The organism is Ellagibacter sp. (assembly GCF_048412355.1).
Lineage (GTDB): Bacteria > Actinomycetota > Coriobacteriia > Coriobacteriales > Eggerthellaceae > Ellagibacter.
The window spans coordinates 1-15,416 of record NZ_DBFSAP010000040.1 but is presented as its reverse complement, the minus strand read 5'-3'; the positions used below and the strand labels follow the sequence as shown (position 1 = coordinate 15,416).

Here is a 15,416-nt window from a genome sequence, read left to right as displayed (position 1 = left end):
GAGAGGGACTCAAATGACAATGAGAATCGACATTCCCCACGACAGCGACGAGTCGAAGGGGATGCGCCCCACGTTCTTCAACGAACCGCCTGTCATGTATACCGGCGGAGACGTGCCTTGGCAGTGGGAAGAGGACGGCATGATCTGCACCAGGTCGGCCGCCTGGTCTGCGCCGGGCTGCCATGACGGCTGCGGCGTCATCGTGTATACGGACAAGGAGACCGGCAAGTTCATCAAGGTCGAAGGCGACGAGGAGAATCCGTACTACCAGGGGCGCCTCTGCATGCGCTGCCTCGACGTGGCCGAGGCGATCTACCATCCCGACCGACTGCTCCACCCGATGAAGCGCGACCCGAAGTTCCGCGGTAAGGCGGACAAGTGGGAGCGGATCACGTGGGAAGAAGCCTACGACATAATCGACGAGAAGTTCACCAAGATACGCGATGAGTACGGCGGAAAGGCGATCATCTTCGCATCCGGCACCGGCCGCGTCACACCGCCGATTAACGCACGCCTGGGCTATGCGCTCGGCTCGATCCAATACTCGTATTTCCATTCCGGCAACGCGTGCTACGTTCCCCGCGTTGCAGCCGCGAACACCATCCAGGGCTGCTACACCTGCCCCGACTTCTCGATGCAGTTCCCCGACCGCTACGACAATCCCGAATGGGTCGCCCCGAAGAACATCTTCGTCTGGGGCAACAACCCGCTTATCGCCAATGCTGACGGCAACCTCGGCCATTGGGTCGTCGACTGCATGAAGCGCGGCTCGAAGCTCATCGTCGTCGACCCGCGTTTGACCTGGCTCGCTGCGAAGGCAGACCTCTGGCTGCAGATTCTCCCCGGCACCGACTCCATGCTCGCACTGTCCATGGGCAAATACATCATGGAAAACGGCCTCTATGACCACGAGTTCGTCGAGAAATGGTGCTACGGCTTCGAGGAGTACGAGAAGGCTTGCGAGCCCTACAACCTTGACTGGGCCTCTGAGGTCACCTGGCTTGACAAGGAAGACATCATCGCCGCTGCGAAGTACATGTCCGAGAAGCCGACGGCCGTGCAGTGGGGCCTGGCCATCGACATGAACCTGCAGTGCGTCACCGCTTCCCAGGCACTGTGCAACCTGTGGTGCATCACCGGCCAGATCGACATCCCCGGCGGCATGATCACCGTGCACGACCCGTACAACACCGAGGTTTGGCTGCCGCCCGATCCCCGCGAGGTCTTCACCCCCGAGCAAGAGAAAGAGCGCATCGGCTCCAACTACGAGATGATCACCAACTCCGGTATGGTCCAGTGCCAGGCGGACTCCATGATCGACCAGCTGGTCACCGGCCGTCCGTTCAAGATCCGCGCGGCATGGATCCAGTCGACTAACCCGCTCGCCTGCTGTGCACAGGACCCCGAGCCCCGCGTCGAGAAGGGTCTTAGGAACTGCGAGTTCGTCGTCGGCGTCGACTGCTTCATGACGCCGACCCTCATGGCAAACTGCGACGTCGTGCTGCCGCTGTGCTTCTACCCTGAGCGCGAGGGCCTGCGCTCGGTGTGGTACTACATCCAAAACACCAACAAGGCCTGCGAGCCGATGGGCGAGTCGAAAGACGACTTCCAGATCAACTGGGAGCTCGGCCGCCGCTGGAACAAGGACCTCTGGCCAGGTGAAACGCTTGAGGAGTACTTCTCCTACCTCATCAAGGAGGCCGGCATCACCTACGACAAGTCCCGCAAGCTCAACTGGATCTACCCCGAGTTCCACTATCGCAAGTTCGAGAAGGGCGAGCAGCGCCCCGACGGCAAGGTGGGATTCAACACACCGACCGGCCGCATCGAGCTGTGGTCGACGCTGCTGGCATCCTGGGGGCAGAAGCCGCTGCCCTACTTCGAGGAGCCGCCGATGAGCCCCTACAGCCAGCCGGAACTCTACAAGGAGTACCCACTGGTCCTCACCACCGGCGCGCGCCACTACGAGTCCTTCCACTCCGAGCACAGGCAGATGAGCCGCCTGCGCTCCAGACTCCCCCAGCCGCTGTTCGAGATCCATCCCGACAAAGCGGCAGAGCTTGGCATCGAAGACGGCGACTGGTGCTGGATCGAAAGCCTCATCGGCCGCTGCCGCGAGGTGGCGAAGGTGACCCCGATCGTCGACCCGCGCGTGGTGCAAGCCGACCACGGCTGGTGGTTCCCCGAAGCCGACCCGGAGGACCAGGGCGAAGGCTGCTTCGCAACCTATGCCCGCAACATCAATGTGTGCCTGCCGTCGGAATGTGGCGACACTGGGTTCGGCAACCAGAGCAAGTGCTACCTGTGCAAGGTCTACAAGTGCACGCCAGATGAAATCCCCTTGCCTGAACCGGCACAGCCCAAGGACCGCTTCGCCGAGGGCAGTTTCCGCAACTCCACCCTCGAAGCAGAAATGGAGGACTAGCCATGGCTGAGAAGGCATACGGACTGCTCATCAACTACGAGTTCTGCACCGGCTGCGGCACCTGCGAGATGGCTTGTTCCGTCGAGCACGATATCCCCATCGGGCGTTACGGGATCCAGATGGCCACCATCGGGCCCTGGCAGATCGACAAGAAGAACTGGCAGCTCGACACGGTGCCCATTCCCACCGACGAGTGCGACCTGTGCGCCAAGCGCGTTGAGAAGGGCAAGAAGCCGACGTGCGTGAAGCACTGCCAGTCGCTGTGCATGGAATACGGGCCCGTCGACGAGCTGGCGGCGAAGCTGGCTGGCGCCACGACGAAGCACGTACTCTTCGTTCCTAAGGCGGGCACGGCAGCAAAGCAGTAGGCGTTTAACCCCCGGCGCTGAGCAGATGGTTCGGAAGATTCCGTGAATAGATCGCTCAGCGCCGGGCCAAAGTGCGAAGAGGAAAGGGGGCGGGGCCTGTGTGCGGTGGATACACGCGCGTATGCGTACGTTGCGGCTTATGCGGCAAGGTCGACCCACGCCCGCTCAACACTGCAGGCACCTGTCCAATGTGCGGGCAGGTCGCCGAGCCGGGAGCGCAGCATTGCAGCGCCTGCGGCGCCAGAATCCCCCGGGCGCCCGGCGAAGAGGCACACTTAAGCGATGCTCGACCCGGCACAATGGGAATCAACGGTAAACAGGCCGAAGAGGCCGGAAGGGAGAATCGATGATCGCAATGGAAGACGTCAAGCCGGTTGAAGTGGAAACATCGATCCCAGCCGAGCAGGCGACGGCCCCAAGCAACTCCCTCAAACGCAAGAGGCCAGAAGGCGAAGGCGCGGTCGAGATCTACTGCACCAAGTGCGGCGAGTCGGCGACCGACGGACGCTTCAGCCCCTATGGCCCGAGCATGGAGTGGTGGTACACCATCACCGGAACCCTCGACGAGATCCAGTGGGTCTATCAGACGGACAAGAACTACTGGGCGAAGGTGGTCGAGCCGACCGTTCGATGCGGATGCGGCAGCGGGCGCGAGTGCAACCCTATGCTGTGGTCCGTGCGGCAGATTCCCGCAAGCTAGGCGCAGGGCGCTTCGTTAAGATGCCGGCGGCTTATGCCTGCACGCCGCTGGCAACCGAGCGCCTTCGGCCTGCAAACCATCCCGTCCTTTGCGAGGACGGCGCTCCTTTGCACGCTGTATCTGGATTCGAATCTAGAGAAGGTGAGAACAATGGAGAAAGACAGCGCTGCTCTCAAGCAGCCAAGACCGTACGCTGAATCGGATATCAATCGCTATGAGGAAAAGACCCCACGCTATGCCTGGGTCATTTGGATCGTCACCTTCCTCGTGAGCTTTGCGGCCCCATTAGGCCAGTTCAAGCTGGTGAACATCCCCTTGTACTTCATCTATGTCCCCAACGTCAGCCCCGCTGGCGGCTTCATGCTCGACGGAGCGGGATTCGGCATGCTCATGACCTGCGTCTCGCTCATCGGCATCGTGCTCGCGTTCCCCGCCGCCTTCATCTGCCGCAAGCTCGGCCTAAGGTGGACCATCACCATTGCTACGCTCGGCGTTATCGTAGGCGGCCTCATTCCCGCCTTGGCGGGCACCAATATCACGGCGCTCTACATCGGGCGCTTCATCGAGGGTCTGGGGATCGGGCTTGTGGGCGTGTCCGCGCCGACACTCATCACCCTGTGGTTTCCCGATAAGACCCGCGGCGTCATGCTCGGCCTGTGGTGCTGCTGGGTTCCCCTCTCCATCACGCTCGACGCGCTCGTCACGCCCAGCATCGCCGCCGCAAGCGGCTGGCAGGGCGTTTTCTGGTTCGTCATCATATTTGCCACGGTGGCGCTCATCCTGTTCAACATCTTCTACAAGGTGCCGGGTGGCGAAGGGGCAAGCTACAACGTCGAGAGCAACTTCAAGGAGTGCGTCGTGCTCCTGAAGAACAAGGACATCTGGCTGCTCTTCATCGTCTTCGCCGTGTTCATCGCAGGGCAGACCGGCATCGTCAACACCTATCTGCCGACGTTTCTGCAGACGTCGGTCGAGACGGGCGGATGGGGCTTCACCGAACAAGCTGCGGCAATGGGTCTTTCCGTCGTCACCACGATCGGCTTGGTCGCGAACCCCGCCGGCGGCGCCATCACCAACAGGCTGCCGTTAAAGCTCAAGAGGATCATGCCCGTGCTCGTTGCGGTAATCTACCTCTTCTGCTTCTACATGATGTTCCAAACCGAGAGCATCGCGCTCGTGTGGGTCGGCATCGTGCTGATGGGCCTGTGCGCCGGAATCGGAGGCGGCGGCTTGCGCCCGCTCGCACCGACGATCATGAACAAGTCTGCCATGGCGGCGACGATGGGCATGGCTGTCCTGCAGTTCGCGCAGTGCATCGGCAACTGCTTCAGCCCCATTTACGGCGGCATGATCGACGCGGGCTACACGTATTGGGACGCTTGTTTGTTCACCATCATCCCGCTTTCCGTCGTGATGCTCATCGCCGCGATATTCATCAACCCGAAGCCGAAGGGCAAGCCTTTAAGCAATGAGCCCGAGAACCACAGGTAACTTAGGTCCTCTCATCGCCCAGATGATGACCAATTTGCGAAATTCCAGGTAAACGTCTCATACCAACGTACTGATTTCGCAATACTGCATACCTTTCACGCGATAGTGTCAGCATCGATTCATGGTCAACTCTCGGTACCCGTTAGGGGGCGGGATTCTCGGGGCGGACACCCGTTTTCATGTCCCGCCGGGCCGACGCAGGGAAGATACCTGCACCCTTTTAGGCCCTACGAGAGGAGGATCGATGGCTGACACTATCGAGAAAGTCGAGACCAATATCGAGGGGCGCGACCGCGACGATATTGGCAACTCCAAAGAGGAGAATCAGTTCAACTTCGGTGCCGGCGTGCACCAAGAAGTTGACCCTCGCTGGAAGCATCCCGGCGAGTGGCAGTACGAGGAAGACGGCATGATCGTCACGCGTACGTCCGTCTGGTCGGCACCTGGCTGCCACGAGGGCTGCGGCGTGCTCGTGTACTCCGACAAGGAGACCGGCCGCTTCATCAAGTGCGAAGGCGACCCGGACGATCCGTACAACCGCGGCGCCCTCTGCCCGCGCTGCCTCGCTTTCAAGCAGGTCGAGTTCCACCCCGACCGCATTCTCTACCCGATGAAGCGCGCTGGCGAGCGTGGCGAGAACAAGTGGGAGCGCATCTCGTGGGACGAGGCGCTTGAAACCTGCTACAAGGAGTTCCGCCGCATCTCGATGACCTACGGTGGCGACTCCATCCACTGCCTGCGCGGCACCGCTCGCGACAACCAGTGGCAGGTCGGCCGTATGGCGAACACGTTCGGAAGCCCGAACGAGTACGGCTTCCTTTCCGGCACCGCGTGCTACCTCCCCCGCCTGTCGCTCATGATCATGACCTACGGCGGCATGCTCATCGCCGACTTCTCGCAGTTCTCCGCACTGCGCTACGACGATCCCGAGTGGACGTGCCCTGAGTGCACCATCGTCTGGGGCTGCAACCCCACCATCTCCAACCCCGACTTCTTCATGGGCCATTGGGTGACCGACGCCATGAAGCTCGGCTGCAAGCTCATCTCCGTCGAGCCGCGCGTCACCTGGCTTGCCGCGCACGCCGACATCCACCTGCAGCTACGCCCCGGCACCGACACCGCTCTCGCCCTCGCGATGATCAAGGTCATCGTTGACGAGGACCTCTACGACCACGACTTCGTCGAGCGCTGGACCTACGGCTTCGACGAGCTGGCCGAGCGCGCCCGCGAGCTCTCCCTCGACGAGGTTGAGAAGATGACCTGGGTTCCCAAGGAGAAGATCATCGCTGCTGCTCGCATGTTCGCAAACGCTCATCCGGCAAACGTCGTCTGGGGCCTCGCCGTCGACATGCAGTCCCAGGGCACCCCGTGCGCTGCCGCTATCGCTGCGCTGTGGACGATCACCGGCAACCTCGATGTCCCCGGCGGCATGTGCTACACCGCATCCCCGATGGGCGTCGACCAGCCTTCCGCAGGCGCGTGGGGCATCTACGACCTCATCAACGAGGAGATACAGAAGAAGCGCGTCGGCTGGAAAGAGTTCCCGATGTACCGCTACGGCCTTACCCAGGCAATGCCCGACATGTGCCTGGAGTACTGCGAGGCCGGCAAGGTGAAGGGCATCTGGATCCAGACGTCCAACGGCATCGCCTGCATGAGCTGCGAGACCGAGCGCTGGTACGAGGCTATGAAGAAGGTCGAGTTCGTCGCTGCGTGCGATATCTTCATGACGCCGACGATCCAGGCGTACGCCGACATCGTTCTCCCTGTTCAGACGTGGGCTGAGAAGCACTCTGTGCGCGCTCACTACTACTTCCTCTCCGCCATCACGGGCGGCTGCGCCACCGAGGGCGAAGCGAAGTCCGACTGCGAGATCAACCGCGAGCTCGCCCAGTACTTCGACAACGACGACGAGTTCAACCGCGTGATCGAGCGCCCCGAGGGCAAGCAGAAGACGTGGCCGTGGAAGACCGAGGACGAGGTCTACGACGAGATCGTGAAGCCTTCCGGATTCACCTTCCGCGAGCTCATGGAGCATGGCCCCGCTTACCAGAAGTACGTCTACAAGAAGTACGAGAAGGGCCTCATGCGCCCCGACGGACAGCCCGGCTTCAACACGCCGACCGGCCGCATCGAGTTCTGGTCGACGCTGTTCCAGAAGTTCGGCTACGATCCGCTGCCCTACATCGAGGAGCCGGGCATCGGTCCTGTGACCACGCCCGACCTCTACGAGGAGTACCCGATGATCATGATCACGGGCGCCCGCACCACCTCGTTCTTCCATTCCGAGCATCGCCAGATTCCTTATCTGCGCCAGCTCACGCCTGATCCGTGGGTCCAGATTCACCCGCGCGACGCCGAGCGCCTGCACATCTGCGAAGGCGACTGGGTGTGGCTTGAGAACCATCGCGGCCGCGCTCGCCAGCGCGCTCGCGTCACCTACGAGGTGCACGAGGGCACCATCGCCGCACAGCACGGCTGGTGGTTCCCCGAGCAGGATGGCGCCGAGCCGAACCTGTACGGCTTCCGCCAGTCCAACATCAACCAGCTGCTTGCCAACAAACCTGGTACGACCGGCTTCGGCGCTGACCTCAAGTGCACGCTTGCCAAGGTGTATCGCTGCAAAGAGGAGGAACTGTAATGGCTAAGAACGGAATTCTTGTCGACTACCAGTACTGCACCGGCTGCTATTCGTGCGAAGTGGCCTGCCAATCCGAGCTCGACCTGCCGCTTGGCCAGTGGGGCGTGAAGGTCATGCAGAACGGCCCGTGGCCTATCAAGGACAAAGAAGGCAACGAGACCGACAAGTACGTGTATGATTTCATTCCGGCATTCACGAAGCTGTGCGATCTGTGCGCCGAGCGCCAGGAGAAGGGCAAGCTGCCTTCCTGCGTCTTCCACTGCCAGGCAAAATGCATGGAGTACGGCCCCGTCGACGAGCTCGTGAAGAAGCTCGACGAGAAGCCTCAGCAGTACCTCTGGGTGCCGCCGTGCGCATAGGGCGCTAACAAGCTGAAGCAGTAACAACAAGTGGGGCTGCCTGCGCAAACAGTGCTGCGGGCAGCCCCTTACAACATCGAAACGCGTTTCAAGGGGAACGCGATATTTCGCATACGAGGGGATACGACCATGACAGAACCAACTGCGAGCGACATCGCCCAACAAACCAAAGTGAGCGGCAAGGCATGGGGTATGCTTGCCGTCACGTATTTCGCCAGCATCTGAGCACCGCTTTGCCAATTCAAGATCCCGCCTTTGGCGTCATGGCTTTTCCCCGCATTCCATGGGGCATTGGACTCCGTGACGTTCGGCACGCTTATGAGCGCGATCGCCCTGATCGGCGTCGTGCTCGCCTTCCCCGCCGCCTTCATCGCCCGACGCATGGGACTGAAAAACGTCATCTTGCTCTCGGTGGCCTGCTTAGGTGTCGGTAGCGCGCTTGGCGGCGTGGACGCGAATCTCACGTTGCTCCTGGTGAGTCGCCTTCTCGAAGGCGTTGGCATCGGGCTTATCGGCGTTGCGGCACCGTCGTGCGTGACCATCTGGTTCCCCGAGCGCAAGCGCGGGCTCGCACTCGGCCTTTGGGCGACATGGGTCCCCGTCGGGTCGGTTCTCGCGTTCAACACCGTGCCGATGATCGCAGGAGCGTTCGGGTATCAAACCGTCTTCTTCTCGCTTGCAGGCGTCTGCCTGGTGGCGTTCGTGCTGTTCTGCGCCGTGTACCGCATGCCTGAGGGCGCGACCGGCGACATGGGCATCGAGGGTACGTTCATCGAGTCGCTCAAGTACTGCAAGAATCGCCGCATCTGGATCCTCGGCGCCGTGTTCTTCCTGTTCTCGATGACGACGATCGGCATCATGAACACTTACTACAACACGTTCCTCGAAACGCAGCTCGGCTTCGATGCGCAGACCGCCTCGTCGCTTTCCTCGATCATCATGTTCATCTCGCTGTTCGTAGCTCCGCTGACCGGGCTTGTGTCCGACAAGCTGCCGCTTGGGCGCAAGTACCTCGTCGGCATCGTGATGATGGTTCTCCTCATCCCCACCGGCTTCTTCATGTTCTACGTCGGAGACGGCGCGACGGCGGTGATGTGGGCGACCATCATCCTGCAGGGCATCGGCGGCGGCATGTGCGGCGGCTCGCTTCGCCCGATGGCCCCCATGCTCATGCGCAACACCGCGATGGGAGCCACCATGGCGATGGCCATTATGCAATTCTGCCAAAACCTCGGGTCCGCGATCGGCTCTCCGCTGTTCGGAGCTGTGATGAGCGCGCAAGGCTGGGAGACCGCGAGCTTCATGCTGCAGCTTCCGGCATATGTGCTCGCGCTCGTGCTGTGCTTCTTCATCCTGCCGAGAGGGAAAAACGTCACCTCGCTTGACGATGTCCCGGCCGACAAGGCATGGCCGAAGGGCTTCTAGCTCGCAATCGCTTCTCGCATTTTAGAAAGGGACCTCATGAACGCACAAGACATGATCGCCGAGATCAAGAAAGCACCGCTGACCTCGGCACTTGAACTCGACCGGCTGCGCCTGGCAACGACGATCGGCGATGTCGTATTGCCCGAGTTCGAACAATACCTCGACGGAGCCGAAAGTTATCGCGAGTTCTTCGATGCCATTTACGCAGATGACAACAAGAAGAACACGAGCGTTTGGGCCGCCTGGGCCAAGCAGTCGAGAAAGCCCTGGATCGAACGTTTTGATGCAAAGCTCGCGCTCACCGGCCTTCGCATCAAAAGCGACGGCCTGCCCCTGGAGTTCGGTACGGGCATCGTGCTCGCGCCGACGGGAAGCCGCGACCGCATCTGCAACTTGTACGTGTTCCCGTCGAATGGGTTCAACACCGAGGCAGCCGACTTCTCGACCTCTGTGGGCGGATCGTTCACGGTGGCGGGATACGACTTCAAGGGCGTTTACGGGGTCTACCGCTACCACGGCAGCGTCATCTTCGAGGAGTGGGAAGTCGAGGGCGACCCCGTTCGCCATAAAGATTAGCACCCTCTGATTCCTTCAATTTACAACTTACCACTTTCAGGCAATTCTCCCCGTTTCATACGCGTGACAACCTGTATCCGCATGCACTTCGCATAAGAGAAAGGTACGACGATGGATGAGAAAGATAGGTCCGTCGAGAGCAACCGAGGGCCACGACCCCTCGCCGAATCGGAAATCACGATCAAGGAAGAGAAGACGCCCCGCTACGCGTGGGTGATTTGGATCATCACGTTTCTGATAAGCTTTGCCGCGCCCATGGCGCAATTCAAGATCGTCTCGATCCCGCTTTATTTCATCTACGTGCCGGGGGTCAGCCCCGACGGCTGCTTCGGCCTCGATGCAAGCGGTTTCGGCATGCTGATGACGATGGTGTCACTTATCGGCATCGTGCTCGCCTTCCCCGCCGCCTTCATCTGCCGCAAGCTGGGGCTGAAGCAAACGATCGCGCTTTCGGCTATCGGCGTGATTATCGGAGGGCTCGTCGAGATCATCGGCGGCGACAATATCGCGACCATGATGGTCGGGCGTTTCCTCGAGGGCACTGGCATCGGCCTTGCGGGAGTGTCGGCCCCGACGCTGATCACGCTGTGGTTCCCCGACAAGACGCGCGGGCTCGCATTGGGCCTGTGGTGCTGCTGGGTTCCCCTGTCGATCACGCTCGATTCGATCATCTGCCCGATGATTGCAAGCTCGATGGGTTGGCAGGGCGTCTTCGGCGTCGTCGTCGCTTTTGCGGTCGTCGCGCTCATTCTGTTCTTGGTGTTCTACCGCGTTCCCGAGGGCAGCGTGGCCGGGTACAGCGCCGAAGGCAGCTTCATCGAGTGCGTAAAGTTGCTGAACAACCCTCAGATTTGGCTTCTCGGCCTCGTGTTCTTCATCTTCATCATCGGGCAGACCGGCATTGTGAACACGTATCTGTCCACGTTCCTCCAAAGCGCTCCCCCGGTCGGCTGGGGCTGGAGCGAGGCGGCGGCGGGCATGGGCCTTGCCGTCGTCACGGGCATCAGCATTATCGCCAACCCGCTCGGTGGTTCGGTAACCGCGAAACTGCCCCATCGCCTGAAGCGCATCGTGCCTGTCGGCGTGGCCGTTTCCTACCTCATTTGCTTCTACCTGCTGTTCCAGAACTCAAATGAGTCGCTCATCTGGATCGGCATCGTCTTGATGGGCATCTGCGGCGGATTCGGCGGAGGCGGCCTTCGCCCGTTCGCCCCGACGATCATGAACCAGTCCGCCATGGCGGCGACGATGGGCATGGCCGTTATGCAGTTCGCGCAATGCCTCGGCAACTGCTTCAGCCCGGTGTACGGAGCGATTATCGATGGCGGTGCCACGTATTGGGAGGCATGCATGACCACAATCATCCCGCTTAGCGTGGTGATGCTCATCGCGGCCTTCTTCATTCGCCCTGGGAAGAACTCCCCCGTCCGCCGCAAGTAGCGAGGACGAGCGTCCCACCACCGAACACCGCACGCCGCTGTCGGGATGCTCCTGATGCTGCCTCTCTGCTCCCGACGCTGCCCCTCGGGAGCAGAGAGGCAAGTTCGTGGTCAGCTGGACGAGTTGTGCGACGTTATTTCGCCCGATTCTCCCCTTCATGGGAACTTGGGGCGTCCTTCGAAAGAAAAGCCCCAGGTCAACTTAAAGCAAGTTGGATTATTCTGAGAAATGACAGTGCATAACTCTCCCAACTGACCACGAAGTAAGGCTCCGCTCCACAGCAGCCCCAAACCTCCTGCTCAGAATGAACTTGCCGTGGACAAATTGAGACGATTCCCCAGCGCCGAGCCAGCTACCTCCTGCGGACGATGAAGCACTTGTGGATGCGCGGATTGCGCTCGAAATCGTGCGGGATGGTTTGCGCCGTGATGTCCTCGATTTCCACGCCGTATTTCTCAAGCGATTCGAAGTCGGGCTTGAAGGTGCGCAAATTGCACGAGAAAACGGCCTGCCCGCCTTCGCGGAGAAGGCGGCTCACGCCGATGAGAAGCTCCACGTGATCGCGCTGCACATCCCACGTGCGCCGTCCCATCGACTTCGAGTTCGAAAACGTCGGCGGGTCGACGAACACCAGGTCGAACAGGCGGCGATCGCGCCGCGCCTCGGTGATCCACTGCATCACGTCAGCACGCTCGAAGCGGTGGGCCCGCCCCGAGAAGCCGTTGTTCGCCATGTTGCGGCGCGCCCAATCAAGATACGTCGCCGACATGTCCACCGTGCACGTCGTTCGCGCACCGCACGCGGCGGCATGCACCGTCGCCGTGCCCGTGTACGCGAATAAGTTCAAGAAATCCCCGCCGGCCGCCATCTCGCCGACCATGTGGCGCGTATCGCGATGGTCGAGGAAGATGCCGGTGTCCACGTACCCTGCGAGGTCGACCTCGAACAGCGAGCCGTCCTCCTCGACGGTCGCCACGAACGAGCGGTCGCCCGCATCGCGATACTGGCTTCCCCCGCGGTCACGGCGGCGCGTCTTGGAGAACACGTGCTCGGGAGGCACACCGAGCACGACAGGGGTAATCGCCAGGATATCGCTCATGCGGTGGCGGGCTTTGACCTCGTCGATCGACGAGGGGGCGGCGTATTCTGCTACATGGACGAAGGTTTTTCCCTCGTCCTCGCCCGCACCTGCGTACAGATCGATCGCAGCAGCGTATCCGGGCAAGTCGGCATCGTAGACGCGGTAACAGCTGACCCCTTCGCGGCGCGCCCACTTGCGACGCTCCTTGAACACCTTGCGCAAACGGGAAGCGAACTGGGAAGACGTCTCGTCGTGCACGTCGACGACATGCTCGGCCCCGCCGAACATGTCGGGAACGACGATCGTCACAGGGGCAGCCGGGGGCGTATCGAAGAGGCGGATCTTGATGCTCACGCGCCCCCGCCCGAGCTCCTCGCAAAGCGAAGGTTCGACACCGAAGCGCTCTGCCGCACCCTCGCCTCCTATGCAGGCGAAAACGGAGCGAGCGGGGGCGTCGGCGGCTGCGCGCACAAAGGCTGCGTCCCCCGCCGCGGAAACCGCGTTGTCGTTCGCGGGGTCGATCAGCACCGCGGCGACGAGCTGCGGCGCGGAAGCGTCGAGGGGGCGCAGCGATTCCTGGGCACGCTCGGCACGCTCGTCAGCTTCATCGAGAAGCGCGTTCCACGTCTCCTCGTCGAAGCTCCCCCACGAGGAGAAACCCCATCGGGAACGCGCCGCGCCCGGCGCTTCATCTAAAACAATCGCCCTGGCCTCGCGCTCGAGCACGCTCAAGCCCCGCGACTTCTCGTCTTCGCTGCGAGACTCCGCAAGCGCGTCGACGAAGCGGTAGCCCTCATCTGCTCGCGCGCCCCATTTCGCATACGCGAGAAGCGCCGCCGCATACGAGCATAGAAGCGGCATCGTGTCCGGCGCGTTGCGACCGAAGTAGGCACGGTCGTTCAAAGGTGTGCCGGAAAGATCGACCGACACCGTCGCCTTCCCCTCATGAATGCGCACGTCGATAGCGATATCGGGATGCGCAACGTTCACGTCGGGCCGCTCGCCGCGAACCTCGCGCAAACGATCGCAGATCGCGTCCTTCACGCGCATGCCCGTGAACTTCGTATTGCGAAGCCCCTCGTTCGTCCCGCGGGCGCGCACGGCGATGCTCTTGCCGGAAAGCAGGATTTCCTCCCAAGGCAGCGCATATACCCCCTGGTAGAGCGCATCCGAGTTCGCAGCGCCAACACGCCCCTCGACGCAGAGCACGCGCGACGCCAGCCGCGACCAAAGGCATGCGCGCAAGGCGGCCTTCGGGGCACCGAAAAACGCCACGCCTCCGCCAAGCGGGCGCGTGCGGCGGACTCCGAGCGCATGCAGCTCATCAGCGAGCAGGCCTTCCAACCCGGGAAGGCAGCTTGCGAAGAACTCGAGATCTTCGGAGGTATGGTCGGGCATGTGGGTTCCTTTCCCGTGGGCTGGGTAAGCGTTTCGACAAGAAAGCCCCTCGTCGCGCCGGCGTCGCGCAAGACTCCCAAAGCGCTCAACACGCAGGGGGCAGCCTCAAAGCGATCGGGTCGGTGACGAGGGGCTCTCGCAGCATCGCATCAATCGACGTTTAGCCTGAGCAGCGAGGACTAGTCTTCCAAGTAATCCTTCAACTTGCTCGAGCGGCTCGGGTGGCGCAGCTTCGCGAGCGTCTTGCTCTCGATCTGACGGATGCGCTCGCGCGTGACGCCGAACTCGCGTCCGACCTCCTCAAGCGTGCGCGGATGGCCGTCTTCCAAACCGAAGCGCAGGCTGATGACCTTCCGCTCGCGCTCAGCGAGGCCGTCGAGCACCTTGCCGAGCTGCTCTTGGAGCATGCTGAAGCTCGCGGCGTCGGGAGGCACCACGGCGGCGTCGTCCTCGATGAAGTCGCCGAGCTGGGAATCCTCTTCCTCGCCGATCGGCGTCTCGAGGCTCACCGGCTCCTGCGAGATCTTCTGGATCTCGCGGACGCGCTCCTCAGGCAACCCCATCACGTCGCCGATTTCCTTCGGGGTTGGTTCGCGACCAAGCTCCTGGAGAAGCTGGCGCTGGATGCGCACGAGCTTGTTGATCGTCTCGACCATGTGCACGGGAATGCGGATGGTGCGCGCCTGGTCAGCGATGGCGCGCGTGATGGCCTGGCGAATCCACCAGGTGGCATACGTGGAGAACTTGAATCCCTTGCGATAGTCGAACTTCTCGACAGCGCGGATAAGACCCAGGTTGCCCTCCTGGATAAGGTCGAGGAAGAGCATGCCGCGGCCCACGTAGCGTTTCGCGATGGACACGACGAGGCGCAAGTTTGCTTCGATGAGCTGCTGCTTCGCGTCGAAACCGACTTCTTCGATGCGGGTCAGGCGGCGAAGGTCGCGCCTTTCAAGCTCGATTTCGCCGGCGTCGGCCTTCTCAAGCTGCTCGCCCGCGGCGACGCCCGCCTCGATCTTCATGGCGAGGTCGATTTCCTCGGCGGCGGTAAGCAGCGGCACCTTGCCGATTTCCTTCAAATACATGCGAACCGGGTCGCCCGTGAGCATAGTCACGCCGCCGTCGTTTGCGCGCTTGCGGGTCGCACGGCGCTTGCTGCGGGCCGTCGTCACCTTCGGCAGCTGCACATCGGTGGTTGCTTTAAGTTCTTCTTCGGGAATACCTTCGAGCAGGTCTTCCTCCTCGTCGATGCCAGCTTCGATCTTGTCTTCGTCAAGCGTGGTGTCAGAGGCTTCGGAAACCTCGCTTACAGGAGGCTCTCCCTCTTCGGGATCCTCATCGAGCTCGTCCTCCTCGAGAATCTCATCGGGATTGGAAAGGTCTTTCGGTTCTTCGGCAGTCTTCTTCGATAATTTCTGGGAATCCTTTGCCACGTGATAGTCCTTTCTGGATAAGAACGCCCGGGGCTAAACCGCAACCGGGCGCAAATACACAGCGATAAAATATACCATAAAT

11 protein-coding genes are annotated in these 15,416 nt (G+C 61.6%); 9 read left to right on the top strand and 2 right to left on the bottom strand.

Annotation, left to right across the window (positions count from 1 at the left end):
• Positions 1-13 precede the first annotated feature (13 nt).
• The 9 genes from ACMRQN_RS05700 to ACMRQN_RS05660 all read left to right on the top strand — a co-directional run bounded on the left by ACMRQN_RS05700 (position 14) and on the right by ACMRQN_RS05660 (position 11,425).
• Entirely contained in the window at positions 14-2,425 is a 2,412-nt protein-coding gene (locus ACMRQN_RS05700; protein ID WP_418734180.1) for a molybdopterin-containing oxidoreductase family protein, read from the top strand.
• 2 nt (positions 2,426-2,427) lie between these two features.
• Positions 2,428-2,793 (top strand): 4Fe-4S dicluster domain-containing protein, encoded by a 366-nt coding sequence (locus ACMRQN_RS05695; protein WP_329980075.1) that lies wholly within the window; start codon positions 2,428-2,430, stop codon positions 2,791-2,793.
• A 346-nt stretch (positions 2,794-3,139) separates the two neighbouring features.
• The gene (locus tag ACMRQN_RS05690; RefSeq protein WP_418734179.1) at positions 3,140-3,493 is read left to right on the top strand and encodes a hypothetical protein; all 354 of its coding nucleotides are present in this window, start codon (positions 3,140-3,142) and stop codon (positions 3,491-3,493) included.
• A gap of 150 nt (positions 3,494-3,643) precedes the next feature.
• Complete coding sequence (locus ACMRQN_RS05685) at positions 3,644-4,984, top strand: CynX/NimT family MFS transporter (protein WP_418734178.1); 1,341 nt, start codon at positions 3,644-3,646, stop codon at positions 4,982-4,984.
• 244 nt (positions 4,985-5,228) lie between these two features.
• On the top strand, positions 5,229-7,625 hold the full coding sequence (locus ACMRQN_RS05680; RefSeq protein ID WP_418734177.1) for a molybdopterin-dependent oxidoreductase: 2,397 nt from the start codon (positions 5,229-5,231) through the stop codon (positions 7,623-7,625).
• Positions 7,625-7,984, top strand: a complete 360-nt coding sequence (locus tag ACMRQN_RS05675; protein WP_418734176.1) for an oxidoreductase — start codon at positions 7,625-7,627, stop codon at positions 7,982-7,984. The genes ACMRQN_RS05680 and ACMRQN_RS05675 overlap by 1 nt, the downstream gene beginning before the upstream one ends.
• 255 nt (positions 7,985-8,239) lie before the next feature.
• Positions 8,240-9,409, top strand: coding sequence for a CynX/NimT family MFS transporter (locus ACMRQN_RS05670; RefSeq protein ID WP_418734175.1), 1,170 nt, complete (start codon positions 8,240-8,242; stop codon positions 9,407-9,409).
• A 36-nt stretch (positions 9,410-9,445) separates the two neighbouring features.
• Positions 9,446-9,985 (top strand): hypothetical protein, encoded by a 540-nt coding sequence (locus tag ACMRQN_RS05665; protein WP_418734174.1) that lies wholly within the window; start codon positions 9,446-9,448, stop codon positions 9,983-9,985.
• Between the two features lie 111 nt (positions 9,986-10,096).
• Positions 10,097-11,425, top strand: coding sequence for a CynX/NimT family MFS transporter (locus ACMRQN_RS05660; protein ID WP_418734173.1), 1,329 nt, complete (start codon positions 10,097-10,099; stop codon positions 11,423-11,425).
• A 352-nt stretch (positions 11,426-11,777) separates the two neighbouring features.
• On the opposite strand, the gene ACMRQN_RS05655 is transcribed toward ACMRQN_RS05660, so the two are convergent.
• The gene (locus ACMRQN_RS05655; RefSeq protein WP_418734172.1) at positions 11,778-13,904 is read right to left on the bottom strand and encodes a class I SAM-dependent methyltransferase; all 2,127 of its coding nucleotides are present in this window, start codon (positions 13,902-13,904) and stop codon (positions 11,778-11,780) included.
• Positions 13,905-14,083: 179 nt separating this feature from the next.
• Positions 14,084-15,262, bottom strand: a complete 1,179-nt coding sequence (rpoD, locus tag ACMRQN_RS05650) for an RNA polymerase sigma factor RpoD (RefSeq protein WP_246155725.1) — start codon at positions 15,260-15,262, stop codon at positions 14,084-14,086.
• Between the last annotated feature and the right edge of the window lie 154 nt (positions 15,263-15,416).

Excerpts from the sequence above, each read along its gene's own strand:
- ACMRQN_RS05665 (WP_418734174.1), top strand. The coding sequence starts at position 9,446 with ATGAACGCACAAGACATGATCGCCGAGATCAAGAAAGCACCGCTGACC.
- ACMRQN_RS05685 (WP_418734178.1), top strand. The coding sequence starts at position 3,644 with ATGGAGAAAGACAGCGCTGCTCTCAAGCAGCCAAGACCGTACGCTGAA.
- ACMRQN_RS05690 (WP_418734179.1), top strand. The coding sequence starts at position 3,140 with ATGATCGCAATGGAAGACGTCAAGCCGGTTGAAGTGGAAACATCGATC.
- ACMRQN_RS05700 (WP_418734180.1), top strand. The coding sequence starts at position 14 with ATGACAATGAGAATCGACATTCCCCACGACAGCGACGAGTCGAAGGGG.
- ACMRQN_RS05675 (WP_418734176.1), top strand. The coding sequence starts at position 7,625 with ATGGCTAAGAACGGAATTCTTGTCGACTACCAGTACTGCACCGGCTGC.
- ACMRQN_RS05660 (WP_418734173.1), top strand. The coding sequence starts at position 10,097 with ATGGATGAGAAAGATAGGTCCGTCGAGAGCAACCGAGGGCCACGACCC.
- ACMRQN_RS05655 (WP_418734172.1), bottom strand. The coding sequence starts at position 13,904 with ATGCCCGACCATACCTCCGAAGATCTCGAGTTCTTCGCAAGCTGCCTT.
- ACMRQN_RS05680 (WP_418734177.1), top strand. The coding sequence starts at position 5,229 with ATGGCTGACACTATCGAGAAAGTCGAGACCAATATCGAGGGGCGCGAC.
- ACMRQN_RS05695 (WP_329980075.1), top strand. The coding sequence starts at position 2,428 with ATGGCTGAGAAGGCATACGGACTGCTCATCAACTACGAGTTCTGCACC.